The organism is Ruegeria sp. YS9, from assembly GCF_024628725.1.
Taxonomy (GTDB): domain Bacteria; phylum Pseudomonadota; class Alphaproteobacteria; order Rhodobacterales; family Rhodobacteraceae; genus Ruegeria; species Ruegeria atlantica_C.
In genome coordinates, this window is the sequence record NZ_CP102409.1 from 2,269,967 (window position 1) to 2,294,300 (window position 24,334).

Annotated in this window: 27 protein-coding genes and 1 tRNA gene; 10 read left to right on the forward strand and 18 right to left on the reverse strand. The window is 58.0% G+C overall.

Going from position 1 to position 24,334, the window contains the following annotated elements; all coding sequences use genetic code 11:
* Positions 1-130 precede the first annotated feature (130 nt).
* From NOR97_RS11525 to NOR97_RS11535, 3 genes are all read right to left on the reverse strand, one after another.
* On the reverse strand, positions 131-1,408 hold the full coding sequence (locus NOR97_RS11525; RefSeq protein WP_257599176.1) for an O-antigen ligase domain-containing protein: 1,278 nt from the start codon (positions 1,406-1,408) through the stop codon (positions 131-133).
* Positions 1,405-2,733, reverse strand: a complete 1,329-nt coding sequence (locus NOR97_RS11530; protein ID WP_257599177.1) for a hypothetical protein — start codon at positions 2,731-2,733, stop codon at positions 1,405-1,407. Before NOR97_RS11530 ends, NOR97_RS11525 begins: the two co-directional genes overlap by 4 nt.
* A 267-nt stretch (positions 2,734-3,000) precedes the next feature.
* The gene (locus tag NOR97_RS11535) at positions 3,001-3,615 is read right to left on the reverse strand and encodes a response regulator transcription factor (RefSeq protein ID WP_170723061.1); all 615 of its coding nucleotides are present in this window, start codon (positions 3,613-3,615) and stop codon (positions 3,001-3,003) included.
* A 252-nt stretch (positions 3,616-3,867) separates the two neighbouring features.
* Between NOR97_RS11535 and NOR97_RS11540 the strand changes: the two genes are divergently transcribed.
* The 4 genes from NOR97_RS11540 (at position 3,868) to NOR97_RS11555 (ending at position 9,334) form a co-directional block, all read left to right on the forward strand.
* Positions 3,868-5,241 (forward strand): WecB/TagA/CpsF family glycosyltransferase, encoded by a 1,374-nt coding sequence (locus NOR97_RS11540; RefSeq protein ID WP_257599178.1) that lies wholly within the window; start codon positions 3,868-3,870, stop codon positions 5,239-5,241.
* Positions 5,242-5,261: 20 nt separating this feature from the next.
* Positions 5,262-6,143: a UTP--glucose-1-phosphate uridylyltransferase gene (locus NOR97_RS11545; protein ID WP_257599179.1), complete on the forward strand. Its 882-nt coding sequence runs from the start codon at positions 5,262-5,264 to the stop codon at positions 6,141-6,143.
* 101 nt (positions 6,144-6,244) lie between these two features.
* Positions 6,245-6,751, forward strand: coding sequence for a molybdopterin-dependent oxidoreductase (locus NOR97_RS11550; RefSeq protein ID WP_257599180.1), 507 nt, complete (start codon positions 6,245-6,247; stop codon positions 6,749-6,751).
* A 45-nt stretch (positions 6,752-6,796) separates the two neighbouring features.
* Positions 6,797-9,334 carry an ATP-binding protein gene (locus NOR97_RS11555; RefSeq protein ID WP_257599181.1) on the forward strand — a complete coding sequence of 846 codons (2,538 nt, stop codon included), beginning with the start codon at positions 6,797-6,799 and terminating at the stop codon, positions 9,332-9,334.
* Position 9,335: 1 nt separating this feature from the next.
* On the opposite strand, the gene NOR97_RS11560 is transcribed toward NOR97_RS11555, so the two are convergent.
* A complete protein-coding gene (locus NOR97_RS11560) occupies positions 9,336-10,565 on the reverse strand; it encodes a polysaccharide biosynthesis/export family protein (RefSeq protein ID WP_171228899.1) in 1,230 nt (409 codons plus the stop codon).
* 195 nt (positions 10,566-10,760) lie between these two features.
* On the opposite strand from NOR97_RS11560, the gene NOR97_RS11565 reads away from it, so the two are divergent.
* The 4 genes from NOR97_RS11565 to NOR97_RS11580 are packed head-to-tail and all read left to right on the forward strand — an operon-like array spanning position 10,761 to position 14,842.
* The gene (locus NOR97_RS11565; RefSeq protein ID WP_257599182.1) at positions 10,761-11,999 is read left to right on the forward strand and encodes an oligosaccharide flippase family protein; all 1,239 of its coding nucleotides are present in this window, start codon (positions 10,761-10,763) and stop codon (positions 11,997-11,999) included.
* Complete coding sequence (locus NOR97_RS11570; RefSeq protein ID WP_257599183.1) at positions 11,996-12,910, forward strand: glycosyltransferase family 2 protein; 915 nt, start codon at positions 11,996-11,998, stop codon at positions 12,908-12,910. Before NOR97_RS11565 ends, NOR97_RS11570 begins: the two co-directional genes overlap by 4 nt.
* Before the next feature lie 20 nt (positions 12,911-12,930).
* Positions 12,931-13,917 carry a glycosyltransferase family 2 protein gene (locus NOR97_RS11575; protein ID WP_257599184.1) on the forward strand — a complete coding sequence of 329 codons (987 nt, stop codon included), beginning with the start codon at positions 12,931-12,933 and terminating at the stop codon, positions 13,915-13,917.
* A 13-nt stretch (positions 13,918-13,930) separates the two neighbouring features.
* The gene (locus NOR97_RS11580; RefSeq protein WP_257599185.1) at positions 13,931-14,842 is read left to right on the forward strand and encodes a glycosyltransferase family 4 protein; all 912 of its coding nucleotides are present in this window, start codon (positions 13,931-13,933) and stop codon (positions 14,840-14,842) included.
* A gap of 279 nt (positions 14,843-15,121) precedes the next feature.
* On the opposite strand, the gene xerC is transcribed toward NOR97_RS11580, so the two are convergent.
* Genes xerC through NOR97_RS11590 form a run of 3 tightly spaced genes read right to left on the reverse strand, consistent with a single transcriptional unit; the run spans position 15,122 to position 16,937 of the window.
* Positions 15,122-16,207 (reverse strand): tyrosine recombinase XerC, encoded by a 1,086-nt coding sequence (xerC, locus tag NOR97_RS11585; protein WP_257599186.1) that lies wholly within the window; start codon positions 16,205-16,207, stop codon positions 15,122-15,124.
* Positions 16,173-16,679, reverse strand: a complete 507-nt coding sequence (locus tag NOR97_RS21230; RefSeq protein WP_374041581.1) for a helix-turn-helix domain-containing protein — start codon at positions 16,677-16,679, stop codon at positions 16,173-16,175. The genes xerC and NOR97_RS21230 overlap by 35 nt, the downstream gene beginning before the upstream one ends.
* A gap of 9 nt (positions 16,680-16,688) precedes the next feature.
* Positions 16,689-16,937 carry an AlpA family transcriptional regulator gene (locus NOR97_RS11590; RefSeq protein ID WP_257599187.1) on the reverse strand — a complete coding sequence of 83 codons (249 nt, stop codon included), beginning with the start codon at positions 16,935-16,937 and terminating at the stop codon, positions 16,689-16,691.
* Between the two features lie 125 nt (positions 16,938-17,062).
* Between NOR97_RS11590 and NOR97_RS11595 the strand changes: the two genes are divergently transcribed.
* Both NOR97_RS11595 and NOR97_RS11600 read left to right on the forward strand, forming a co-directional pair.
* Entirely contained in the window at positions 17,063-17,602 is a 540-nt protein-coding gene (locus tag NOR97_RS11595; RefSeq protein ID WP_257599188.1) for a hypothetical protein, read from the forward strand.
* Between the two features lie 12 nt (positions 17,603-17,614).
* Complete coding sequence (locus NOR97_RS11600; protein ID WP_257599189.1) at positions 17,615-18,793, forward strand: site-specific integrase; 1,179 nt, start codon at positions 17,615-17,617, stop codon at positions 18,791-18,793.
* A 66-nt stretch (positions 18,794-18,859) separates the two neighbouring features.
* Here the strand turns inward: NOR97_RS11600 and NOR97_RS11605 are convergent.
* The 11 genes from NOR97_RS11605 to NOR97_RS11655 form a co-directional block, all read right to left on the reverse strand.
* Positions 18,860-18,934, reverse strand: a tRNA-Phe gene (locus NOR97_RS11605).
* A 79-nt stretch (positions 18,935-19,013) separates the two neighbouring features.
* Positions 19,014-19,196: a DNA gyrase inhibitor YacG gene (locus NOR97_RS11610; protein WP_257599190.1), complete on the reverse strand. Its 183-nt coding sequence runs from the start codon at positions 19,194-19,196 to the stop codon at positions 19,014-19,016.
* Positions 19,193-20,215 (reverse strand): ribonuclease E/G, encoded by a 1,023-nt coding sequence (locus NOR97_RS11615; RefSeq protein ID WP_257599191.1) that lies wholly within the window; start codon positions 20,213-20,215, stop codon positions 19,193-19,195. Before NOR97_RS11615 ends, NOR97_RS11610 begins: the two co-directional genes overlap by 4 nt.
* Entirely contained in the window at positions 20,212-20,790 is a 579-nt protein-coding gene (locus NOR97_RS11620; RefSeq protein WP_257599192.1) for a nucleoside triphosphate pyrophosphatase, read from the reverse strand. Before NOR97_RS11620 ends, NOR97_RS11615 begins: the two co-directional genes overlap by 4 nt.
* Positions 20,791-20,801: 11 nt before the next feature.
* Positions 20,802-21,020: a translation initiation factor IF-1 gene (infA, locus tag NOR97_RS11625; protein ID WP_005978431.1), complete on the reverse strand. Its 219-nt coding sequence runs from the start codon at positions 21,018-21,020 to the stop codon at positions 20,802-20,804.
* Between the two features lie 91 nt (positions 21,021-21,111).
* The gene (locus NOR97_RS11630) at positions 21,112-21,987 is read right to left on the reverse strand and encodes a carbon-nitrogen hydrolase family protein (protein ID WP_257599193.1); all 876 of its coding nucleotides are present in this window, start codon (positions 21,985-21,987) and stop codon (positions 21,112-21,114) included.
* 67 nt (positions 21,988-22,054) lie between these two features.
* A complete protein-coding gene (locus NOR97_RS11635) occupies positions 22,055-22,324 on the reverse strand; it encodes a DUF4242 domain-containing protein (protein WP_152458857.1) in 270 nt (89 codons plus the stop codon).
* A 63-nt stretch (positions 22,325-22,387) separates the two neighbouring features.
* Positions 22,388-22,981 carry a GNAT family N-acetyltransferase gene (locus NOR97_RS11640; protein ID WP_257599194.1) on the reverse strand — a complete coding sequence of 198 codons (594 nt, stop codon included), beginning with the start codon at positions 22,979-22,981 and terminating at the stop codon, positions 22,388-22,390.
* Complete coding sequence (locus NOR97_RS11645) at positions 22,974-23,372, reverse strand: ketosteroid isomerase-related protein (RefSeq protein WP_257599195.1); 399 nt, start codon at positions 23,370-23,372, stop codon at positions 22,974-22,976. Before NOR97_RS11645 ends, NOR97_RS11640 begins: the two co-directional genes overlap by 8 nt.
* A 2-nt stretch (positions 23,373-23,374) precedes the next feature.
* Entirely contained in the window at positions 23,375-23,827 is a 453-nt protein-coding gene (locus tag NOR97_RS11650) for a low molecular weight phosphatase family protein (protein ID WP_170346176.1), read from the reverse strand.
* A gap of 3 nt (positions 23,828-23,830) precedes the next feature.
* A complete protein-coding gene (locus NOR97_RS11655; protein ID WP_257599196.1) occupies positions 23,831-24,310 on the reverse strand; it encodes a UPF0262 family protein in 480 nt (159 codons plus the stop codon).
* Between the last annotated feature and the right edge of the window lie 24 nt (positions 24,311-24,334).

Sequence of the window (24,334 nt, forward strand, 5' to 3'; positions counted from 1 at the left end):
TTCACCGAAAAAAAACATGAAAGTCTTCACCTGAAAATCTCTACCATTCGTTCTCGAGAGTGGTAATTGAACCAACCCAAAAGAATGACGTCTGACACTACGCTGGTATCGCAACAATCCTAGCGGCGTATCAGCTTCCCAGACACACTGATTTGACCTCTCGCAAATGCAATCCGAGCATCAGTAAGGTCGGCCAGAGGAGATAGGTTTGGATTTCGACGTTCTCTCCAAAAGTCAGCAGGAGAACAGTGAGCAACAGCCCGAGCGGCAGCCTCCCGCGTTCCGACTTTATGGCGTCCAAGGTGACGATTGCGAAATGAACGACGAAAGGGATGAGAAACGCGGCAAATCCGGTCAACCCTTTGACGAATAGCAACCCGTACCAGGTGTGATGGCTGCCGATCGGCATGTATTCGACAAGATGCGCTCCGGGTCTGACCGTGCCGTGCCCGAAAACCATCGCATCCGATTGCCATCGTTCATACGCAATGCGCTGCAGCGTTTCGCGTACGCGGGTACTGTCGGCCCGCGCGGATTTGAAGCTGTAGATGGCTCGGTTGCCGAACTCGACAAAGACTACGCCCCAAACGGCTATGGCTGTGGTGGCTGTAGACAATAACAGCCATCCCAAGCTGCGGGCGACAAGCGGCAAAAGGCGGGGTGACAGCGAGCAGACTACTAATCCAACCAAGCCCATACGGGACTTGGACATCAGGATCATCAGAACTCCGGCAGCTAGACCGATGGCTTTCCAACTGCGGTGTTTTTCCTCCAAAGCAAACAAGACCATACAGACACCCAACAGGGCTGCGAAAGGCGACCAGGGCGCAAAGAACTGCCAACGCGGCGTGCCGCTGGCGGGGTCGATTGTATACAGGTAGACCGAGAAATATTCAGGTCCCGGACCGCCCACTGCTTTCAAAGGAGACGTAAACAGCAAGTGCGGCAGTCCGGCATAGGGAGCGACCACTAGCAACGGCAGAAGGCACAAAGTCCAAAGGCCCAGCGCGCATTGTCCTCTTACTAAAACCGCTCGCCGGATTGGTAAAACCGCCCCTGCAAGGATAAACAACGGGATCAGCGCCCAACCCTTGGCCCAACCGATGCTCGACTTGATCGTTTTGATGGTGCCGAGGTTCCAATCCGCGTGGCCTGCCCAAAGTGAGACCAGCATAACCAGCATGCCAACGCTCCAGATCCAGACCAAGGCGGGGACGGGGCCGGTTGCGCGCATGTCCGAGCGGATCGCCGGGCCAAGGTAAAGTGACAATCCGGCCATCGCAGCCAACATCCAACCCAGCACTGGACCGACAACATAGAGCGCACCGAGCCCGTAGAACGGCCAAGTCCAGATCAGCGTGTACCAGACGATCTTTTCGACCGGGGTTTGAGGGGCTGCACGCGTCAAACTGCGGCCTCTCTCTGGTCTTTCAGCAGCTTTGAGATCAGCGGGTTCCGGACCCATGCCAGCACCAAACCCATTAGCAGCATAAAGCTTGCGGCGATCCCGGCGGCAATCGAGATCTTCTTGTTCGGTGAAGTCGGGCGGGTCGGAAGCGACGGGTTTTCCAACATTTGGATCAACGGGTAGGAGGCGTAGACATCGGTTTTTTTCGACTCGGACCGAGCGATGGCAGAGGCGAACACGGCTTCTGCCACTGCGAAATCTCTCTGCCGGTCCTCCAATTCAGCGGCGATGGGGGCGAGGTCTGACAAGCGCAGAGTTTCCAGACGAACTTGTGCGCGCAGCGTCGCGAAATGTTCTTCCAATCCCGCACGCAAGGCATCCTCGCGCACCAACTCGCTGAGCAACTGCGCCCGTTGCCCTTCCGGCGCGCGATCCAGTCCACCGAGCTGCTCGGCCGTCAAGCCCGTCACCTGCGTCGCGCGTTGTAACGCAACTGAACGCGCCCCTTCATAGTCGTTTTGGGCATTCACGTAGATCGGATGGCGCGATCCATAGGTCGCGTCAGCTTGCGCCAGCTTTGCAGCCCCCGCCGACACGTCCTCAAGCAACGATAGGTACTGCGCATCAGCATAGAGTTTCAGCGTTGCCGCCGCTGCATCAGAGGGCAGATCCAACGCGACTTGAAGCGCGGCGACACGTTCCGATTGGCGTGCCAGCTCGCTCTCCTGCGTACGCAACTCCTGCTTTGCACGGTCATTTGCAGCGACCTGCTCTTGGTATTGCGCGACTGATACTAGGCCGCTTTGCGACTGCAGCTGTTTGATTTCGGCCCGTGTGGCCTGAATTGCGCGCGTGTAGTCTTCGATCGCGCCCCTATTGCTGGCCTCACGGGTGGCAATTTCATCGGCGCGCAGAGCGTCAATTTCGGCGAAAAAAGCCGCCACTAGGGCGTCACCATATTGCTGAGCGTCAGCCGGAGAGGCCGCTCGAAGCTCGATATGGATCAGGCTGGTTTGATCGACCAGTTGAACCCGCGGCTTGCCAAACGCATCTCGGTCAGCCTCTACCGCCTTGGCTGCCGCATCGAGGATGCGATCGGCCGACAACAAACGTTTATACGTCTCGGTCGGGCTGATCGAACCGTTGGCAAAGGCAGAATTCGCGTATGAGGATGCCTGACCGATATCGGCCAGGTTCACCGACGCCGAAGCGCCAGACCCTGGCAGGATAAGCGATGCGTGTGAGGTGTATTTGACTGGCGCGGTTGCCAGATATCCGCTGATCGGGGCCCAGATGCAACTCGCACCCAGAAGGAACAGTGCCACGTAACGGGGCAGGCGGCCTAGATCGCTAAGGCGCCCACCCTTTAAGATGCGACGCCACCCCAGCGTTCTAAAATTGGATCGGGAAATGCGCACCCAATGCAGAAATTGCATGTCGCGCGTGGAATCAGAGGAGTTCGAAATCTGTTGCGGCATGGAAAAACCCTTTCTTGCAAGGGTGATATACCGCATCTGATCGCTGATCATTCGCTCAGCAGGCTAGGGGCCGAGGGGATTGGGAGCGCCCCCTATCCCTTTGGATAGTCACGCTTAGAACAACCCCGCCTCGCGCGCGGCCAAGGCGGCCTGGGTTCGATTGCTGACACCAACTTTGCGGTACAAAGTCTTCATATGCAGTTTGATCGTCGGCTCTGACAGATCCAGATCGCGGGCGATTTCCTTGTTGGATTTGCCCTCAGTCAGCCCTTTGAGGACTTGCCGCTCTCGCTCTGTGAGTTTTTGAGCCATAGGGTGGGAGTCTTCTGGCTGCTCCGCGTTCATGAAACCCGCAGGAAGGTATTGCTCGCCCATCGCCATAAAGCGGATCGCGTTAACCAGGGATTTGGCAGGTAGAGTCTTTGGGACGAAACCGGCCGCGCCAAGTTCCAGCGCGCGTTGCGCCAGATCGCGCGAGGTGTCGCCGGTAAACAAGGCCACATGCTGGGCACCGTCCAAAGCGATGCAGGTTTCAAGTCCGGCCAACCCGTTCATGCCGGGCATGTTCAGGTCCAGAAGGACCAGATCAAAGGCTCCGTCGTTCTCAATCAGAGTCTTCGCGCCCGGGAAATCCGGCGCGGTCTCTACCTCGATCCCGCCTGCGGCATCTATGAAGGCAACGAGCGTGTCCAAAATAAGCTCGTGGTCGTCAGCAATAAGAACTTTCATCTCAAATCTCCGTCTGCCCCCAACCACACCCAAATGCGTTAATAAATCATTGAACCCATGGCATGAAGCCTTCCTGACGGACAGGTGAATATCCAATCGGATAGGTCAGCGGGCCGTTTCCACCACGCTATGTGCTGCGGGGTCGCTTGAATAGACCTATTCTCCGATCCCTCTCCGGATGCTCGCCTATCGGCTGCAGGATCACATTGGCAGTCTGAAGCCACAGATTGTCATCGTTGATCGGAGAGTTCCATGCAGTTCCTGTCAGTCCAAGATATTTACAAAGGCGCGCAGCCAACACCCATACCACCTCTGAAAAAGACCGAGATTTTGGGTTTGCCAATTGTGAATACCCAATCCGGACAGGTGATCTCAAAACTGCTGGATGGGACGCGCCGGACGGTATTTTTCCTGAACGCACATTGCGCAAACATACGGGCCCGTAACCATACCTATCGAGCAGCATTGGCCCGGGCAGATATGATCCTACCTGACGGTATTGGAGTAGAGGTCGCGGCAAAGTTGCAAGGCGTCCCGTTGGCCGAGAACCTGAACGGTACGGACTTTGTGCCCAAACTGCTGAAACGCGCGGCGTGCCTTGGGCAGTCGGTCTACCTGTTGGGGGGACGTCCCGGAACAGCTCAGGCAGCGGCGGCGCGGTTGCAGCACATGTTCCCCGATTTGGCCGTGGCTGGTACCCGCGATGGCTACGCGGGGGCCGCGCGGGTTGATGAGGCGATCGACGATATCAACCAGTCCGGCGCGGACATCCTGTTGGTCGCGATGGGCGTCCCGCTGCAGGAGCTGTGGATCACGCAGAACCGCCACCGGCTTGATCCTTGTATCGCGCTGGGCGTGGGTGCTTTGTTTGATTTCCTGGCTGGCAACGTGCGCCGGGCACCGCGCATTGTTCGGCGCTTCCGGATGGAGTGGGCATGGCGGTTGGCGATGGAGCCCCGTCGCATGGCCCGCAGATATCTATTGGGCAATTTCGAATTCCTTGGGCGTGCCGCGCACAATTCTGTTCCCAAGGTCTCAGCATGTCGCCTGCTGGACCTCACTTTGGCGGTGGTCGCGCTGTCTCTTCTGGCCCTGCCCATGGCCGTAATCGCCGCATTGGTGCGATTGGACAGTCGCGGCCCCGCCTTTTTTCGGCAGACACGGATCGGTCGAAACGGCGTGCCCTTTACGATGTACAAGTTCCGCTCGATGACGCAGGACGCCGAAGCGCGGCGTGCGGATCTGCTCACCCAGTCAGATCGTGAGGGCGTGTGCTTCAAAGCCAAAAATGATCCACGCATCACCCGTGTCGGGAAAGCTCTGCGCCGGTGCTCGCTGGATGAACTGCCGCAAATCTTCAACGTGCTGAAAGGGGATATGTCGCTGGTCGGCCCGCGCCCGGCTTTGCCTGAAGAGGTTGCAGCCTATCCCGAACAAGCACTTGAGCGCCTTCAGGTGCGTCCCGGTATCACGGGCCTCTGGCAGGTTTCGGGCCGTGCAGGCATCGATTTTGACCGCATGATCGAGCTGGATACGGCCTATGTCCGCTCCCGCTCGCCCCTTTTGAATCTCATCCTCATCGCATTGACCGCACGTGCCGTCGTGTCGGGTCGCGGTGCTTACTGATCAAACCTAGGAGCATTGAAATGACACGTATTCGCAAAGCTGTTTTCCCGGTCGCGGGTCTGGGCACAAGGTTTCTGCCCGCTACAAAATCTGTAACCAAGGAGATGTTGCCGCTGATCGACCGCCCTCTGATCCAATATGCGGTTGATGAGGCCCGCGCCGCCGGGATTGATGAGTTCATCTTCATCACCTCAACCGGCCATTCCGCGCTTGAGGCGTATTTCGGGCGCAACTCGGGGCTGGAGCGCAAACTGAAAGATGGCGGCAAAACCACCCTGCTGAACCGTTTGCGCCGCACGAACCTTGAGGATGAGACTTACAGCTTTGTCCAACAAGACAGCCCGCGCGGTCTGGGCCACGCAGTGTCGCTGGCGCGTGACATTGTCGGTGATGAACCCTTTGCGGTGATCCTGCCGGATGATGTGATCCATGCGCAGCGCCCGGTCCTGGCGCAAATGGTTCAGAACTTTGAAGGCAGCCACATGATCGCGACTGAAGCCGTTCCTTCCGACCGGATCAGCGCCTATGGCGTGGTCGATATCGCGCATAGGGCTGGGCAGGTGCAGCATCTGAAAGGGTTGGTTGAAAAGCCATCCGCCGACCAGGCCCCATCCGAGTTTGGCATTGTCGGGCGGTATCTGCTGCACCCGTCTATTTTCGATCAGTTGAACGGATTGGCACCCGGCGCGGGCAATGAAATCCAACTGACCGATGCGATAGCGGCGGATATCGAAAGGACCGGTTGCCACGGCTTCGCCTTTCAAGGAGAGCGCTTCGATTGTGGATCGGTCGCCGGATATCTTGAGGCAACCACCGTCTTTGCGTTGCAACGTGCCGAACTGCGGGACGGATTCAAATCCATGCTACGTCAGCGCATGAACCTCCTGTCTGCCGCCGCATAAGACAGAGGCACCTATCCGAACGGATAGGTGCGTATCCCCATGCCCATCTGTCGCTGCGGACCTATTTCTGGTTTCTTATGGTCAAAGAAATGGAGACCAAGATGCGTCTGTTTTTTGCGATCATAACAGCGGCGTTCACTTTTTGCCTGACGTCTGCGCAAGCCGAAGACTTGGCGGCCCCGTCAGGTGAGGTCGTCCTGACCATTTCGGGCAATATCGCACAGACCGGGCCCGAAGGGGCGGCGCAGTTCGATATGGAAATGTTGAAGGCGATGCCGCAGCGCAGTTTTGAAACCTCGACGATCTGGACTGAAGGCGAAACCAACTTTGTCGGCGTCCCCCTGTCTGTCTTGCTGGAACGGATCGGAGCAGAGGGCGACGCGATCCGGGCGACGGCGATCAACGACTACGCGGTTGAGATCCCTGTGGCGTCGATCTCGGCACAGGACCCGATTGTCGCCTATGAGATGGACGGCGCGGCGATGTCACGGCGGCAGAAAGGTCCGCTATGGATCGTATATCCATACGACAGTGACACCGAGTACCAGACAGAGGTGATTTACTCTCGCAGTATTTGGCAACTCGACAGGTTGGAAATCGTTAAATAGCGTGGGGTTACAATACGGTATGAAGTGGGCGATACGGGCCAGACATTGACAAGAAATTTCCAAAACCACTCGCGGCGCCGGTGGGCTTTCGGGCTCATCGGCATCGCCGTTCTGGGTGCCCTTGCTTTGGTTTTGTTGCTGTCCGCCAAGGTGATATCCGACCTGCGCGACCGGCAGTCAGCCCGGACAGATAACGTGCAATGGACGCTAACGCAGGTCGAAGTCGAGTTCCTGTTCTACCTCAACGCGCTTGAGGCGGGTGTATCGGATGCAGGGCCAAGTCTTGAAAACCTGGACCTTGTCCGCCGCCGTTTCGATCTTTTGTATAGTCGTATCGACATTCTTGACACCTCGCGTTTGTTTGAAACGCTGCGAAGTGACCCGAAATTCGTTGAACCTCTGAACGACGTCTCCGCCTATTTGAAGGCCTCGGTGCCTACAATCGACGCTGAGGACCCAGGCCTGATTGCTGGGCTGTCAAATCTCTATGACGGTGCGCAGGGGATCGCTCCGCGGGTGCGCGAACTTTCGGTCTCGGCGATCTCGTACTTTGCAAGCCAGTCGGATCAGCGCCGTGAGGAAACCGCGCTCAGCCTGTTTCAACTGGCCGTTTTGTCCGGTGGGTTATTTCTGACGCTGACTGCGGTCAGCGCATACCTCTTGGTGGTCAACCGCAAAGCTGATCGGCGGGGGCAGGCGATTCAGCAGGCAAACCAACGCATGAATACGATCCTTTCGACCTCATTGGATGCCGTGATCGTGGTGAACGCCGCCGGCACAGTGCTGGAGTTCAACGCGGCTGCACAAGCAATTTTCGGGTATTCCGAGGCAGAGGCCAAAGGGCATTCGATCGGTGAATTGATTGTGCCTTCGCATCTACGCGAGGCCCACAACCAAGGCATGGAGCGGATGCAGAGCGGAGGAGACCGCCACGTCGTCGGCAAAGGTCGCGTCCAGCTTGAGGCGATGCGCAAGAATGGTGAGGTCTTTCCCGTCGAACTTGCGTTGCAATCCGCCCAGGCCGGGGACGAGGAAATCGTAATCGGTTTCGTCCGCGATATCTCACAAAGCGTTGCGGATCAGAAAGAGCTTGTCTCGGCCCGCGACCGTGCCCTTGCCGGGGAAAAGGCGAAGTCGGATTTTCTGACTGTAATGAGCCATGAGATCAGAACCCCGTTGAACGGGCTGCTGGGCAACCTCACCCTTCTAAAGAATACACGCACGACCAAACAGCAGTCTCAGTTTGTCCGCAACATGGAGATCTCGGGCCAGGTTCTGCAAAACCATGTGGATGCGGTGCTGGATATTGCTCGGTTCGAGGCCGGCAAGCTGTCAGTCGCGCACGAGCCAACCGACCTGAACGCGATGCTGCAGGACCTAGTGGATGGTCAAAGCGGCAATGCGGCCTCGCGCGGCAACTCAATCTCTTGGCAATGGGTGGGTGGAGCCTATCCGCATGTCGCGACTGATGCGCAAAGGTTGCGGCAAATTCTGCTGAACCTCGTGGGTAATGCGATCAAGTTTACCGAAAATGGCCGTGTTTCTATTGAGGTCGAAAGATGTGAACCTGAAGATCAGGGTAAGGCACATGTATACGAAGTGCGTGTGATCGATACCGGGGCTGGCATCGCCGATGATGAGATCGACGCCATTTTTGATGACTTCTACACCAGCGATCCATCTATCGGTCGCACGGTCGGAGGAACCGGGCTTGGCCTGGGAATTGCCCGTAGGTTCGCGCAGGCCATGGGCGGTGAGGTCGGGGCGGAAAGCACATTGGGCGAAGGCAGTGTTTTCTGGCTGCGGATACCGTTGCAGCCGTGGGCGCGCGACCAACTGCTAGAAGCTGCTCAGATCAATACCGAGACCGTTCGCCCTCTGAACTTGTTGGTGGTCGAAGATAACGAGATCAACCTCGAGGTTATCTGCAACATGCTGGCGCTGGACGGTCACCGTGTGACGACAGCAAAAAACGGGCAGGTCGGCGTCGATAAGGCCAAGGGACAGCGCTTTGACGCGATCCTGATGGATATCAGTATGCCAGTGATGGATGGGCCAACCGCTGCGCATCATATTCGTAACGGTCAGGGGCAATCGGCAGATGTGCCGATTATTGCGGTGTCGGCCAACGTTCTTCCAGACGCAGTTGAGGCCTTTCGCGCCGCTGGAATGACGGCTTTCATCGGCAAGCCAATTTCGATAGACGCCCTGCGCAGGGCGCTTTCGATGGTCACGCAACCCGAGATGCCGGTTTCGCAGAGTGCGCAGCCTGATCCATTGGCAGAGTTGAAAGACAGCGTCGGGCCTGAGGTCTTTGCCCGCCTTCATGCCAAGTTTATTGCCGAAGGGGATGAGTTCATTGGATGGCTCGAAACCCGAGCATTTGGTCGGTCAGATTCGAATGAGCTCGCACGGGCCTGCCACAAACTGGCCGGTAGCGCGGCGACCTTCGGTGCGGAAGAGTTTCGAGAGGCGTTAGTTGCGGTAGAGATTGCAGCAAAAGAACACAAAGACATCACTGACAAGCTCGCTGCAGTCTCCACCGCTTGGGAGCGGGCGAAATCATCGCCCGCTCGGGATTGATTTACGGCGCCAGCAGCGCCGCAGCACCGACGATACCAACCGCACGGGCAACCTCGGTCAGGCCGGTCACCTTGCTGTCGTAGCAAGCAATGGCATCACCCGGCAGAACATAGGGGTCATAATCATCCCGATCCCCGCGCCGCAGCAGTTTTTCGATGTTGCGTTCAATGACGATCGAGTTGCCTGTCATCGGGTTGCGGGTGAACAGGACCGCGCTGCGATTGGCATTGGTGGTCTTGGCTCCGCCGACACAGTTGGTGTCGACAACCGCCTGAAGATAGCGCGTGCCATAGGGAACTTCGCGCACGTCGCGTCCGATGGCCGATTCAGCGTTTCCGGTGGCTGGTTGAGTGAGGTTTGACATGTACAGCGTTACACCGGGCGGGCTGATCGGACTGGGACGCATCAAGTCATCCTGGAAACATCCTCGGCTGTTGACCACGATCTTGTCCCCGGTCAGCAGCATAATGTCGGTCGGGTCGGTGCCTTCGAACACACCGCGCAGATCCATACGATAGATCGTGCCGTGACGGTGCAGCTCGACCGCTGACAGATCAGCATCCGGGCGTACGCCTCCAGCGGAACGAATGGCAACCGACAGGTTGCGCGCCTCGGTCGAGGCTCCCAACACACCCTGACGTCCTCGATCCAGCGCGTCGCCGGGGATGCCTCCGATCTCAACCGAGTGGGGTTCAAACACTGCACCTTGCACGCCGACAGTAACCGAGGCGAAGTCGCTAATGCGCGCCGTTACGCGCGGCGTGCTGTCATAGAACTGCGCCTCCACCAGAACACGGGCCACATCCCGCTCCACCTGTTCGGTTGTTCGACCCTGCGCGCGCACCGGTGGCAGGTAGGGCAGCTTCAGGTCGCCATCGCGAGACACAACGTAGGTGTCGCTGAGAAGTTCGTCACCGTCGATTGTGATCTGCACCATGTCATTGCGCGAAAGCTTTTCGCCCAACAGCGGACTAAGAGCAGGCTGTGACCATTTGGCAAAGGCGCTTGCGCCTTGATCCCCGGCCTGAGACCGACATGCGCGCCCGTTCATATGCTCCGATTGCAGCAAAGGCGCGTTTGCAAGGCGCCGCGATGGGGACCGGTACTGGGCTTGATAACTTTCGCCCTTCGCGACGGATTCGATGTTGCGCGGGGTCTTCATGCTACTACAGCCCGACAGAGCAATTGCGCTGACGGTTCCTAAAACCAAAACTTTGAAATGTCGTATCATTTTCAACTCTCCTGAACTGCATCCACAGCTACAGCAGTGCTTTCCTATGTGTCAGACCGGTATCGGGATTGCCGCCTATCCCATTCGGATAGGTCGCTCACCGGATGGTTCGTTCGGCTGTCCACCCGCGTCTGGGACAGAGACTTCGCCGCCAATTAAAACTGAGCTCAACACTGTTTCTGGACATTAGGTGAGATGACTCAGCGATTGGCACATTCCGGTTTTTTGCGGCACTTGCTGGCCTATGCGGCGTCCGAAGTGGCTGCAAAGGCGTCGCGTCTTTTGGTCGTTGTTGTCGTGGCCCGCAGCCTCAGCCCCGAGGCGATCGGTCTGGCTGCAGCTGCCCTCGCCGCCGGGGATATCCTCAAGGCGCTGACCGAAAACGGTGTGGGGCAGAGGATCATCCAAGCCCCTCAGGCTGAGTTGGAACAGCGCTGCAATACCGCGCATCGCATCTTCTGGGTCTGGTGCGGGACGCTGTTCTTGCTGCAATTGGCTATCGCCATTGCTCTCTATGCGGTAGGGCATGAGACGCTGGCGCTGCTGCTCGCCATTCTGGCCGGAGAGTACCTGTTCATGCCTGCCGGTCTGGTACAGGCCGCGCTTGCGATGCGTGAGGGCAAGCTGCAACAGACCGCCGCCATTGCCGGAGGGCAGGTGGTTGGCGCGAATGTCATGGCGGCGCTACTGGCGCTGCTCTGGGCCTCGCCGCTGGCTTTGGTGCTGCCCCGCTTGCTGGCCGCTCCGATCTGGCTGGTCCTGATGCGCCGTCTGCGTCCCTGGGCATCGGATACCAAACAAGGATTTGCTGCCCTTCGCCCCTTTGTTGGGTTCGGCTGGGCCGTTCTGGGGGTCGAGATCGTCAAAGTTCTGCGTCTGCAAGCCGACAAGCTTGTCGTCGGCGCGATGCTGGGGGCCGAGAGCCTTGGCATCTACTTCATGGCTTTCAACGCTGGGCTCGGCTTGGCGACATCGTTCACGCAGGCCTTTTCAGTCGTTCTTTTCCCACATCTTTGCGCAGCCCCGGATAAAACCAAGGCGCTGCGTCATGGGCTCGGCACGTCCCTCCTGGTGCTGAGCCCGTTGGTTTTTCTGCAAGCCGCGCTTGCGCCGGTCTACGTGCCGCTGCTGCTGGGGGCCGAGTGGCAACAGATTTCACCGGTGGTTTCGGTCTTGTGCCTTGCCGCATTACCCAGCGTCATCTGGTCCGCCGTGGCCGGCTGGCTACGGTCCGAGAACCGCGCGATTACTGAGCTGCGGGTCAGCGCGGCTTTGGCTTTCGCATTGATCCTCAACACCGCGATCATGGCTCCGTTCGGGCTGATGCCAGTGGCGTTCGGATACCTGCTGACCAGTACTGCCCTGATGTTGACCGCCTCTTGGGTGCTGTTGCCACGGGATCACAAATCAACAGAAAGGTTCGGCTTCCAATGACCCGCTTTACCGTCATCGTGCCGTTTCACACCGATGCGGATACAATTGCCGACACGCTGACCAGCATTCGCACGCAAAGCTTCACGAATTGGGAGGTGATCTGCGTCGGCGACCGTCCCTCAAGCGCGTGCCTGTCCGTCGTGCTAGATCACATCGCGCAAGACCACCGTATCCGGGTCGCCAGCAGCCCCTTCGATGGCCCAAGCGCTGCCCGCAACTATGGGGCCGAACTGGCCAAGGGTGACCTACTGGCGTTCTGCGACGCGGATGATCTGTGGCACAAGGACAAGCTGGCGCAACTAGACGAAGCCTTTCAGCCGTCTTTGACAGATGCAGTTTTTGGGCAAATCCGGTTCTTCACCGATCAGCCCGGAGATTCTCAGACACGCTCGACCGTTCCAAGTGCAACGCTGACCATTCAGGACCTGTTGGCCGAGAACCCGGTCTGCACCATGTCCAATCTTTCGATACGTCGTGAAGTCTTCAACGCCGTTGGCGGGTTAGACACGAGAACGGTGCATAACGAAGACTTGGAGCTGTTGATCCGCCTCGCAGGCGAAGGGTTCACCATCGAAGGGGTCAATCAGTTCCAAGTCTGGTATCGCACCAGCGCCCGGGGCTTGTCGTCGGATTTGGCCGCAATGCGCGCTGGGCGGGCCTACGCGGTCAAAACAGCCGCATCATATGGCGTGTTCCCGTCGCGGTCATCCGAGGCCATCTATCAGCGCTATCTTGCACGCCGGGCGCTGCGGTTGGGGCATCAGAGTCAGGCCCTGTTCTACACACGCAACGGCTTGAGCCTGCATGCGCGCAGTTTCCTGCTGCCCCTGCGCCGAGGACTGCTTACCGTCGCAGGGGCCGCGCTGGCCCCGATCCTGCCGCAAGCGATCAAACGCGCGTTGTTTTCATGAGAATTCTGAAGGAGATCACCATGCCCACAGCATCCATCGTCGTACCCGCCTACAACGCCGAAGCAACCTTGGCCGAAACGCTCGCCTCACTGCAGGCGCAAACCTATGACGATTTCGAAATCATCATTGTCGACGATGGATCGCAGGATGCGACCGCCGAGATTGCCCGCGCACACCAAAGCGACCCAAGCGTACGACTGGTCCAGCAAGCCAATCGCGGGCTGGCGGGGGCCAGAAATACCGGCATCGCTGCCGCGCGTGGTGCATTCGTCGGCTTTTGCGACGCCGACGATCTGTGGATGCCCGAAAAGCTGGCGGCTCATATTCATCATCTCAAGGCCGAACCGGATGTGGGGGTTAGTTACTCCGGCAGTGCCTTGATCGACGAGGCGGGGTGCGCGATGGGGATCAAACAAGCACCCCGCCTGAAGGATGTGACCGCAGCACATGTTCTGAACCGCAACCCAATCGGCAATGGATCGGCGGCCGTTATTCGAAAGACGGTGCTGGAGGCTCTGGCCTACCGCCCGAGCTTTGAAACCCAGCGGGATTGGGTCTTCGATGAGACATTCCGCCAGTCCGAAGATATCGAATGCTGGATGCGGTTGATGTTGAAGACCGATTGGCAGATCGAAGGTGTTCCGGGGCTTCTAACCCACTACCGGATCAACGCAGGCGGGCTTTCGGCGGCTTTGGATCGCCAGTTGGAGGCGTGGGAGCGGATGGTCGCGAAGCTGCGCCCGCTGAACCCTGAATTCTTTGCCCGGCACGAACCCTCGGCCCGTGCTTATCAGCTGCGCTATCTGGCGCGGCGGGCCATCACCAACCTCGATCAGGACACAGCTTGGGAGTTGTTTGCGCGCAGCGTCCAGGAAAGCCTCCGCCCGGTGCTTGAGGAACCTATGAAATCGTTCAGCACCTTCGCCGCGGCCCTTGTGTTGAAAACGCTTGGACCCGGCCCGATCACCCGGCTGGGACAAATGAAATCCAAACTTCAATCGATCTGAGAGAGGGGTCATCATGGAACAGAAAAAGATCCTACACCTGGTAGACGACACCACAGCGGGTGGCGTGATGCGGATGCTCGACCATCTTTTGGCGCAATCAGATCTGTCCGGCGCGGTCGAGCAAAAGGTGTTGAAAGTCAAACGGACAGCATTTTCTTGGGGCAAACTGAATGCGGATGTCATCGTGTCCCACGTCGTACCAAGCTGGAGAAGCCTACCCGCATTCTCGGCGCTTCGCGCAATGCACCTGGACACTCGACTGGTCCATGTCGAACACAGTTACACCCGGGCATTCACCACCCTTAATGTCCCTTATAAACGTCGGTTTTTTGCGATGCTGCGTGTGATCTATTCCTTCTTTGATCAGGTGGTCGCCGTCAGCCATGCGCAGTCGGACTGGATGAAGGAACGACGCCTGGCTGCTTCGGAAAAACTGGCTGTCATTCCTCCGACCGTTGATCTTGAGCAGTTGTCACGCAACACTATGCCTCCCAAGTCAAAGACCACAATTGGCGCTATCGGGCGGCTGGAACAGCAGAAAGGGTTCGACATCCTGATCCAGGGTTTTCGGTCAACCCGAACGCCGGAGGCGCGCTTGTTGATCTTTGGCGAAGGCAGTCAGCGTTCATACCTTGAGGCGTTGGCAGAGGGTGACCCGCGCATCGAATTTAAGGGCCATGCCAAGGACCCGGCAAAAGCTTATCAAGCCGTCGATATCATTGCGATTCCCTCGCGTTGGGAGGCTTATGGACTTGTGCTGGACGAAGCGCTTGCCGCGAAGCGCAATGTGATCGCCAGTAAAGTTGATGGGTTACGTGACCGTGAAGGAGATACGAGAGTTTCATTCTGCAACCTTGACCCTTATGCTTGGCGACTTGCGATCAATAATTTTCTGCTTTCCAACACTATTGAGAAAAGCAGCTGAATCAAAATTTGACACTGGATCTTTTGCGTTTTGCCGAGCCATTCACTGCAAAATCAATTGTGATTTCAAAGAAATTGCCTGAGTCCAGCTTTGCGTTTTGTGCGCGAGCCTACTTAGCGCAGTACATTTTGGTGCCCTCTTTGGACTGCGAGCGGTCATTGCCTTGTGCTAAGTGGACGGCAGCTATGTCCGCACTGCGGTCATAGCCGCATTTTTCGCCAGTGTCCGCTCTGGGTCAAAGCTGCCGTTTAAACCGCGCCGCGTTTATAGGTCCAGTGCCTACAAGTCCTTGAAGTCGAATTTTTCCAACAAGAGTTCAAGCTTGGCGTCTAAGTCCTTGCTCTTACCAGCGTTGCGGATGAGTTCGCGCTGTCGGGCCAGAGGTATCTGTCCATAGCTAGACAAGGTCGTGACGACGCTCTCATGGCCGAGGTTCTGGCTGAACGCTTTGAATTCCTCGGGCGTCCGACAGGTGAGGTAAGCGTATTCAACGACGGTGTTCCGTACCCGGTGCGGTGTGAAGTAAGGCAAGCCAGCTTTATCAAACGCGCGTCTGAAAATCTGACGGATCGGTTGAGAACTGGACCACACTTGGCGTTTGATGTCGTCGACGACCGGCCCCCTTTGAGCGTCGATCCGGTGCCGCGATTGAGGGAAGAGCGGATCGTCGGGCTGCCACCGGAGTTCATCGCGCAAGTAGCCGACCCAGGAGAACAGGACGCTTTCAATCTCTGGTCCAAGCGGCAACAGCACAGACTCTATCAGCTTGCTGTTTTTGGTGCGGACAGTTTTCGGGTCTTGGACGATCATCTGCCGATCGATGTCGACATGGCCTAGCAGCAAAGAGGCGGCTGCGTTGTCGCGGATGCCAGTCATCATGAGAAGCGCAAATACGGCGCGATCACGCTTTTCCAGAATGGTCTCCGAAGGCATCGATGCCAGTGCGTGCTTCAATTGATCCATGGTCGGCGAGGGCTTCGAAGGCGAAGACGTCGCCGCGCGAATGTCCTTTTCAGAGAGGTTGAAGTAGGCGATGGCGTTGGTGTCGATCTTGGACTTGAACCCAGGTTGTACTGAAAGCCACCGGAAGAACCGTTGCACAGCTTTCAAGGTCGATAGGACCGTCGAGTTTCCGAGGCGTTTGCTTTCGTCAGCAGGCGAGGATAGCGCCGCCCTGAAGCCTTTCGCCTGATCGCGATTGAAGCGTCCAAAGTCGCAGTAGCCGGTGTATTCCTCGAATCGTAGGATCGCCTTTTCGACCCCGCGTACCGTGGCTTCTGACTTTTGATCCGCTTCGCGCAGGAACTCAGCATACTCACGCTTGATCCGTTCATTTTCCGCGTTGAATTTGTTCACAATCGTCATGCTCCTTTGAGTCACCATCCAAGAGGGGAATGCTGCTCCCCTTTAAGCGTGGGGTTTGCCTCTGGAGTGGCCCGAATGACGCGGTGTATTCTGGCAGTCGTGAAGCGCTCCCTGCGCGGCAGATTTTCCTGCCACATGTGCAGCACACCCCAACCAGACGAACCGTTTTCTCGTTGAGATCGGCAATGTGGACGGAGCCCAGAATTGGCAGGCGCGGTGCACGGCATGAAAGGCAAAACATTTCATCCGGGCCGCACTTTTGCTTCCTGACTTTGGCGCGGGTGTCGAGATATCTGCGAAGTTCAGCGCCGTGGATCAGTGTCGGCTTCTGGCCATCAATTGAACCCAACCCATTACTGAGCCATCGGCGAACAGTGTGAACGTGAATTTCGAGGAGAGCCGCAATTTCGGGGACGGAGTAGGTGCGCCTGATACGGATACGCCTGCGATCCGGCTTCTTGGTTCCCGGCATTGTTGCGACCTAGTCGCTTGCCGGGGTTTCCCGGCCACCGGTCCCGGCGAGGCGAGGCGCAGCAGCGATCCAGGATTGCAGGTCTTCGAGGAAGTAGAAGGCGCGCCCGCCCAGCAGAACGTAATCCGGTCCTTGGCCCTTCATCGCCCAATCGGCCAGCGTCTTTGGCGAGCATCCAAGGTAGCGGGCTGCGTTCTTGCGGTCCATCCGTCCGTCCGGGTGAATGAAGACGCGCTGCGTGTCAGTGTCGATTTTCATAGCTTGTTTCCTTGCTCAACAGGTTTTGCCAGTAGGCACACGGAAAGAATTGCAAGACATGTATTGAAACTCAATACGTAACGTGCAAAATGGATCAAGACAGAATGTTTTGACACGAGGACATCATGGCAATCAAGGGTCCCAAAGGCGCAGGCTCCAAGCTCGGGAGGACCGAGACGGTATCGATTCGGCTCGATCCACGCCTAAATTATCTATGTGAGTTGGCGGCGAGGTCTCAGCGGCGAACTAAGTCGTCGTTCATCGAAGCGACCTTGGCCGAACATATTCAGACGCAGGTCATCAACAAATGGCGCAACTCAGATTTTGATGAGCCGAATACTTTCGGAGAACGCGCCGATGTGCTTTGGCACGTCCGCGAGAGCCAGCGTTTGGTCTCACTCGGAATTGTCGCTCCGGAGTTGTTGACCTTCGAAGAGCAACACATTTGGGCGCTGATCGAAGAGAATGGACATTTCTGGCGCGGTCGTTGGCGGGGGAACGATTGGGATTTCAACATCAGTTTGGACACCATCGTCAGAGAGCGGGTTGACGAATATTGGGAGGACCTAGTTGCGGTCGCGATGGGCGAGAAGAAGCCAGACGCCCTTCCGGATGTTGGTACGACGCCACCCTGTAAAGAAATCGACGACGAGATTCCTTTCTAGAGGTTCATTGAAATGGCTATTCGCTTCTCAAAGCTCACACGTCCCGCGATCCGTTCTCTGAAGTCAGGGGCTTCCATTTCAGAGCACGGCATCACCTTTCGACGGGATGGCAACGGCGACGGAGTCTATTCGGTCAACATCATGGTTGACCGTCGGCGAATTCATTGCGTGATCGGACGAGAGTCCGAGGGTGTAACGAGGCAGCAGGCGGAAGACTTCATCGCCCAAGCGAGAACTGATGCAAGGCGTCAGCGCTTGGAGTTGCCCGGAGGTCGTAAGACGCCACTGAGCTTCGAAGAAGCCGCAGACCGCTACGTTCAGAGGCTTCGGGATAGTGACGGAAAAAACATCGACATCAAAGAGCGTCAGCTGCGGCAGCACTTGGTCCCATTCCTCGCGGCCAAGCCGTTGAGTGCAATCGAGTCATTCGACGTTGAACGCTACAAGAAGGCCCGACGCTCCGCGGGCGCAGCAAAGGCTACCGTGAATCGGGAATTGGCCACACTTTCACACCTGCTGAACCAAGCCGTCGAGTGGAAGTGGATCAAGAGCAAGTCGGTCAGGATTAATCGCTTCAAAGAAGATAACCAGCGAATCGTAAACCTGACGGATGATCAGTGCGTCGCGTTGTTGGAAGCGGCAGCATCGGACCACAACGAAAACGTTCACGCCTTCGTCATGGTTGGACTGCACACGGGAATGCGTCATGCGGAAATTCTCGCGATCCGTCGAGAAGATGTCGATGTCGGAAAGCGAGTGATCTGGGTTCCGCAGGCGAAGGCGGGGTCTCGTGAGCAACCTATCACACGTGAACTGGCTGATTATTTGGAAAGACGCATGGACATGCTGCCGCCAGGCTGCGAATGGATGTTCCCCTCTCCGGGAAGCGCCACCGGCCACGTTCACACGATCCGCAAGGCGTTTCGCCGCTCCGCTGAGCGCGCTGGGCTTGATCCCGACCAGATCACCCCTCACACGCTTCGTCATACGGCGGTGACACATCTGGTTCAGGCGGGCGTCGACCTGCCCACAGTCCAGCGCATTTCCGGTCACAAGACTTTGTCCATGGTTGCGCGCTACGCGCATCAAAGCGGGTCGCATATCGAGGCGGCAATGGATCGGCTGGAAGGGCGGGTTAGTGGCCATCAGCAAGGCAACATTCGCAAGCTCAAGCCAAAAAGTTCGGCCTGATTACACACGAATTACACATGCACTTGAGTGCATGGCACGAGATCTTCTCTAAGCTATTGATTTTTATGGTGCCCGGGGGCGGAATCGAACCACCGACACGAGGATTTTCAATCCACTGCTCTACCCCTGAGCTACCCGGGCACGGGAACGACGTTCGTCGTTGGGTGGGGGCCTTCTATGACTTGCTACAAGCGGTGTCCAGAGGCTTTTTCACATTTTTTCAATGTGGTCGCTTTGGCGTGAAGTCCTGCGTGTCATCCTCGACTTCAAGGTCCTCTTCGCGCTGCGACGGAACCGAGTAGGACCCGTTCAGCCACTTGGCCAAATCAATGTCCGCACACCGCCTGGAACAAAACGGACGAAATTTCTGCTCGGTCGCGGCACCGCAAATCGGGCAGCTCATTTCAGGACCTCCATCACAGGAACGCGACCACGCTTTCGCTGCAACTCAAAGTGGCCCAGCGGGGTCCAGCCTGCAAGAATCGTCTCGTCCGGGTCCGATCTGAACGCGGTACGTAAAGCGGATTCAAACCCGCGGCGATCCTTCTTTGGCATGGGCGCGAGGTCCAGCGTAATCTGACCAGCCATCCCACGTACGCGCAAAGCACGGGGCAGCATCTTGGCGCAGGCGAAATTGGCCTTGGTGCCCGCCGCCAGCGAGGTGTCCGCTCCGGTGTTCACATCCACGGCGACCAATGCGCGTGTGGGTTCGATGTAAAGATGCCCCCCGCCCGGCAAAGGCTCGGACGCTCCCCGCACCGTATCCAGCGCATCCAGAACGCCGTGGGTTTCGAACCCGCCCGCCTGTGTCACGACTTCGGCCGGGTCGGTCCAGTCGCGCCAGGCAAGGATATGGGGGCTGTCACCCTCGCTGAGAAGTTCAGGCTCGGTCCCGTCGTCATTCATCACCTGCTCGGCCTGCGTCAACATGGCCGCGATGTCTTCCGAGATCTCTTCGGCATCCGCACCCGCGCAGCAGGAGCGCAGGATCAATCCATAGGCGCTGTCACCCATCTGCTCGTGCGCGATTTCAAGCAGTTGATCGCGTATGTCTTCGTTCTTGATACTGCGCGAAATGTTCAGGCCCGGAGCGTCCGGCGTGACAATCGCATAGCGGCTTTTGAAAAGGATGCGATTGCTCACCGGTATGGCTTTGCCGGGCTCTGCAAAGCCGGTGACCTGTACCAACAACAGGGCGCCGGGACCCAAGCCTTTGACTTGTCGCAGGAAAGCAGGGCCATCTGGCGTGGTCAGGAACATTCCGCCCTGCCCCTTGACCGGGCGGTCAGCCCGGGCGCGGTAGATCGTGCCGGGCGCAGGGGCGTCCGCGGCGATCAGGAAGTCATCCAACTTGCCGTCAACCATCAGCGCAGCCGCTTCGCGGCCTTGGATGTGGTCCAGAACAATGGTGCGACCTTTCATGATGCCTCTCGATACAGTGGATAGCCGATGCCTTGCAGCAAGGCCGCGGTCTCGGACAGGGGCAGGCCGACGATGCCAGTAAACGACCCCGAAATCCATGGAATGAAAGCCCCTGCGGGCCCCTGAATCGCATAGGCACCTGCCTTGCCGCACCAGTCTCCGGTCGCCAGATAGGCGTTGATCTCGACATCCGACAGACGTTTGACCTTGACCTGTGAGATGACATCACGCTGTAGCACACGGTCTCCGCGCCGGACCGCAACCGAGGTGATCACGCGGTGACGACGACCAGACAGGGAATGCAGAAACTCCGCTGCCTGCCCCACATCCTCGGGCTTACCCAGAATCCGACGCCCCAAGGCCACGGTGGTATCTGCACAGAGGGTAACGTCACCTCTATCCGCCTGAACAGCCTGCACTTTTTGGCGCGTGATGCGGTGGCAATACGGAACTGGAAGCTCGCCCTTCAAAGGCGTTTCGTCGATGTCAGGAGGGCAAATGGCATCGGGCCGCACGCCAAGCTGGGCCAGCAGGTCCAGCCGTCTTGGGCTGCCCGATCCGAGAATGAACGCCATTGCGGCAGGCGTTACTTGAAGCGATAGTTGATCCGACCCTTGGTCAGATCATATGGGGTCATCTCGACCTGAACCTTGTCGCCGGCCAGAACACGGATGCGGTTCTTGCGCATCTTGCCTGCCGTATGTGCGATGATCTCATGGCCGTTTTCCAGCTCGACCCGAAACGTCGCATTAGGCAGGAGTTCCTTCACGACACCGGGAAATTCGAGCGTATCTTCCTTGGCCATGTTGTCTCCATCATTACGTTGCACCCGCAGAATCTGCGGGGGTGTGCGCTTAAATGAGCCTATTTCCGCCTTATTTCAAGGGCGGAATCACCTAAAGAGCGGATATTGTGACCGATTCGACTCGGGCGACCTGTTCCTCCCAATGGGTTCGGTTCAGCACGTGACCGTCTGCGCGGACCTCGGCGATGGCTGACAGGTCGACATCCGCATAGGTCCAGCCGGGTTGATTCAGCGTGCCTTCGGCCAGCACACCGGTGGCCGGGAACCCTTTGTCGGGCGGACCAAAGACGCCTCCGGTCCCGGTGTTCATATCCACCGCCTTGGACCACTCGTTGTTCCCGACCAGCGAGGCCATAACCGTAACACATTGATTTTCCAAAGCTCTTGACATCGCGCCGATCCGCACACGCCAGTAACCCGAAAGCGCTTCGGTACAGGATGGCGCAAGGATCAGGTCTGCCTCATGCAGTGCGCGGCCCAGCAACGGAAACTCGCTGTCGTAACAGATCAACACACCGATCTTGCCCAGCGCGGTGTCGAACAGCTTGAGCGGACCCCCCGGGGCGATGTCCCAATCCTCGCGTTCGAACCGGGTCATGATCTGTTTGTCCTGATGGTCAGAACTGCCATCCGGCGCATAGAAGGCGGCGCGGTTCACCGGACGCCCAGGGCCATCCACAACCGGCGCGGATGCGCCCAGAATGTAGGTTTTGTACGTCCTGGCGAGGCGGGTGTGCAGGTTTTGTACATCCTCCATCCGGTCGGATACGGCCCGGATCGAACGCTCCAGATCACCGGCAACCTCGGCCCCGTCCAGGGTCGAAAGCTCCATCGCGCCGTATTCGGGAAAGACCAGCAATTCGGCCCCCTGCCCTGCGGCCTGGGACACCCACCCCTCAAGCTTGTCTTCGTACTGCGCCCAGCTATCCAGCCAGTCGAGGTCATAGGCGGCGGTTGCGACTTTCATGGCAGCGTCCCCGTGCGGTCAAATTCGCATGACCTTAGTCGCGGACGCGGACCGGAGTACAGCCCAATTACCCTGCGGTCGTTGGATCGATGATGGTGGTCACTTCGGTGATCGTGTTGGCCGGGAACCCGCTGAGCTCGGCGTGCTTGTGGATCGCGTCCTCGCTCTCGGCCAGATAGATGCAAAAGGTCTTGTCACCGGCAACATAGGAATGCTCCCACTGCACGCCGGGTATTTGCGCCAGCGCTTCGTTCGACTTCGCAGACGCGCCGCACAGTTCGTCACCGGACATGGAACCTACACCCGGAAGATCGCGTTCGATAACATAGCGTTTCATGGCACTTCCCCCACAGAAAACCCAACACTACCATGATTCGGGAATTTTTTCTGCGTTTGGCGTTCAGAGGTCACGGATCCAGAACTGAAGAGGTTTTTTTGATTCGCCTTCGTCGCCAATATCTTTCCACGAAAACTGCGCGATCGCGCCGGGCAAAGGCGTGTATCCCCTCGCCCTCCAGAAAGAATCCAGCGGGCGGTACTTGTCGGGCCGCATCGGGTGATCTGCGGGGCGTTGTACACCGCAGAAGGCGCATTTTGTGAAGCCCAGCGCGCGGGCGTGGGTTTCGCGTTCGTCGAAGAACCTGTGGCCGACACCTTGCCCGCGATAGTCGGGCAGCAGCACCGACTCGGCGCAATAGAAGATGTCGTTCAGATCAAACCCGGTGCCCTCGAAAGCCGCCGCGAAATCTCCGGCGTGGTCGATCAGAGGGGCGCCGGTTGACGCGCCGATCAGGCGGTCGTTGTCGAATGCGCCGACCACAATGGCCTTGTCGCTGTCGCGGTAGGATTGCAGGTAGTTCCGTTCATATCCCAGGTCGCCATCGTAAAGATACGGCCAGGCATGAAACACCTTGATGCGCAGCTGGGCAACGTCATCCAGGGCGGCTTCCAGCGCCTCTCCGATCAGGGGGCGGACGGCTGTGACCTCAGCCATTCGAGACCTGTTTGGTCCAGTCCGCAAGGTTGTAGAAAGTGGTGACGCGGGTGATCTTGCCATCCTTCAGGTCGAAGAAAGACCCGGCAGGCAGGCGGTAGGTCTGGCCATGCGCATCCGGAAGGCCGTCATCGGTTTCCAGATAGGTTCCGTTGACGATGAATTCGGCCGCCGCGCGGGTGCCGCCTTCGGCTTCGAATAGGACGATGTCGGTCAGGTTTTCTTTGTAGCAGCGGTTCATATGCGCGCAGAACGCGGCGAACTTCTCCTTGCCAATGCGGATCTGGCCTTCGTTCACGTGATGGGCCACGTCATCGGACAGGCAAGCCAGCATGGCATCCACGTCACCGGCATTGAAGGCTTCGAAATAGGTTTTGACGGTCTGGTTCATGGTCACTCCGTAGGTTCGCCCCAGCGGTCTTTCAGATGTTTGATGATCTGATCGCGGGTCTGTCGGTAGTGATGTAGCTTTTCTTCGCGGGTCTCGCCCAACCCGGTAGGGTCCATTATTGGCCAATAATCGACATCGAGGTGAAAAACCCGGGTCAGTTCCAGCGCCCGGCGCTGACTGGCGGGCGAAAGCGCCACGACCAGATCGAACGAGCTGAGATCGTCGCCCCATTCCTGCATCTCGTCAAAGGACCGCGAGCGATGACGGGACAGTTCCACACCCACCTCCTGGCAGGCCGCGATGCAGAACCCGTCGATTTCAAGATCGTTGTGCACGCCTGCGGACTGGACATAGGTGCCCGTGCCGTAAAACTTCTTCATCAGCCCCTCGGCCATCGGAGATCGAACCGAGTTGTGGTCGCAACAGAACAGGACCGACTGCGGCAGAGGCTTCACCCGTCAGCCCCCGAAATGCAGCACGCAGATCAGCGTGAACAGGCGTCGGGCCGTATCGGTATCCACTTCTGCCTTTCCCTCCAGCCGTTCCTGTAGAACGCGGCTGCCTTCGTTGTGGATGCCGCGGCGGGCCATGTCGATGGTCTCGATCTGGCTCGGTGGAAGGGACTTCACCGCGTCGAAATAGCTTTCGCAGATCTGGAAATAATCCTTGACCACCTGCCGGAACGGGCCGAGCGACAGGTGAAATTCGGCGGCTTTTTCATCCTCTTCCGTCGCGACATCAAAGACCAGCCGTTTGTCGCGGATCGAAAGCTGCAAGTGGTAAGGCCCATCAGGAATGACGCGGTCATCCCGTTTGGGCAGCGCAAAGCTGTTGTCTTCCAGCAGATCATAGATGGCAACCTTGCGTTCCTGCTCGATCTCGGGGGTCGGAGGCGGCAGGTTTCGGTCATCCAGTTCGATATGCGAAATACGGGTCATCTTTACGGCAACTATCCTTGTGTC

Excerpts from the sequence above, each read along its gene's own strand:
- NOR97_RS11610 (WP_257599190.1), bottom strand. The coding sequence starts at position 19,196 with ATGAGCTGCCCGATTTGCGGTGCCGCGACCGAGCAGAAATTTCGTCCG.
- NOR97_RS11630 (WP_257599193.1), bottom strand. The coding sequence starts at position 21,987 with ATGAAAGTCGCAACCGCCGCCTATGACCTCGACTGGCTGGATAGCTGG.
- NOR97_RS11615 (WP_257599191.1), bottom strand. The coding sequence starts at position 20,215 with ATGAAAGGTCGCACCATTGTTCTGGACCACATCCAAGGCCGCGAAGCG.
- NOR97_RS11645 (WP_257599195.1), bottom strand. The coding sequence starts at position 23,372 with ATGAACCAGACCGTCAAAACCTATTTCGAAGCCTTCAATGCCGGTGAC.
- infA (WP_005978431.1), bottom strand. The coding sequence starts at position 21,020 with ATGGCCAAGGAAGATACGCTCGAATTTCCCGGTGTCGTGAAGGAACTC.
- NOR97_RS11580 (WP_257599185.1), top strand. The coding sequence starts at position 13,931 with ATGGAACAGAAAAAGATCCTACACCTGGTAGACGACACCACAGCGGGT.
- NOR97_RS11535 (WP_170723061.1), bottom strand. The coding sequence starts at position 3,615 with ATGAAAGTTCTTATTGCTGACGACCACGAGCTTATTTTGGACACGCTC.
- NOR97_RS11600 (WP_257599189.1), top strand. The coding sequence starts at position 17,615 with ATGGCTATTCGCTTCTCAAAGCTCACACGTCCCGCGATCCGTTCTCTG.
- NOR97_RS11550 (WP_257599180.1), top strand. The coding sequence starts at position 6,245 with ATGCGTCTGTTTTTTGCGATCATAACAGCGGCGTTCACTTTTTGCCTG.
- NOR97_RS11540 (WP_257599178.1), top strand. The coding sequence starts at position 3,868 with ATGCAGTTCCTGTCAGTCCAAGATATTTACAAAGGCGCGCAGCCAACA.
- NOR97_RS11575 (WP_257599184.1), top strand. The coding sequence starts at position 12,931 with ATGCCCACAGCATCCATCGTCGTACCCGCCTACAACGCCGAAGCAACC.
- NOR97_RS21230 (WP_374041581.1), bottom strand. The coding sequence starts at position 16,679 with ATGCCGGGAACCAAGAAGCCGGATCGCAGGCGTATCCGTATCAGGCGC.
- NOR97_RS11640 (WP_257599194.1), bottom strand. The coding sequence starts at position 22,981 with ATGGCTGAGGTCACAGCCGTCCGCCCCCTGATCGGAGAGGCGCTGGAA.
- NOR97_RS11635 (WP_152458857.1), bottom strand. The coding sequence starts at position 22,324 with ATGAAACGCTATGTTATCGAACGCGATCTTCCGGGTGTAGGTTCCATG.
- xerC (WP_257599186.1), bottom strand. The coding sequence starts at position 16,207 with ATGACGATTGTGAACAAATTCAACGCGGAAAATGAACGGATCAAGCGT.
- NOR97_RS11545 (WP_257599179.1), top strand. The coding sequence starts at position 5,262 with ATGACACGTATTCGCAAAGCTGTTTTCCCGGTCGCGGGTCTGGGCACA.
- NOR97_RS11620 (WP_257599192.1), bottom strand. The coding sequence starts at position 20,790 with ATGGCGTTCATTCTCGGATCGGGCAGCCCAAGACGGCTGGACCTGCTG.
- NOR97_RS11560 (WP_171228899.1), bottom strand. The coding sequence starts at position 10,565 with ATGATACGACATTTCAAAGTTTTGGTTTTAGGAACCGTCAGCGCAATT.
- NOR97_RS11565 (WP_257599182.1), top strand. The coding sequence starts at position 10,761 with ATGACTCAGCGATTGGCACATTCCGGTTTTTTGCGGCACTTGCTGGCC.
- NOR97_RS11595 (WP_257599188.1), top strand. The coding sequence starts at position 17,063 with ATGGCAATCAAGGGTCCCAAAGGCGCAGGCTCCAAGCTCGGGAGGACC.
- NOR97_RS11570 (WP_257599183.1), top strand. The coding sequence starts at position 11,996 with ATGACCCGCTTTACCGTCATCGTGCCGTTTCACACCGATGCGGATACA.
- NOR97_RS11590 (WP_257599187.1), bottom strand. The coding sequence starts at position 16,937 with ATGAAAATCGACACTGACACGCAGCGCGTCTTCATTCACCCGGACGGA.
- NOR97_RS11655 (WP_257599196.1), bottom strand. The coding sequence starts at position 24,310 with ATGACCCGTATTTCGCATATCGAACTGGATGACCGAAACCTGCCGCCT.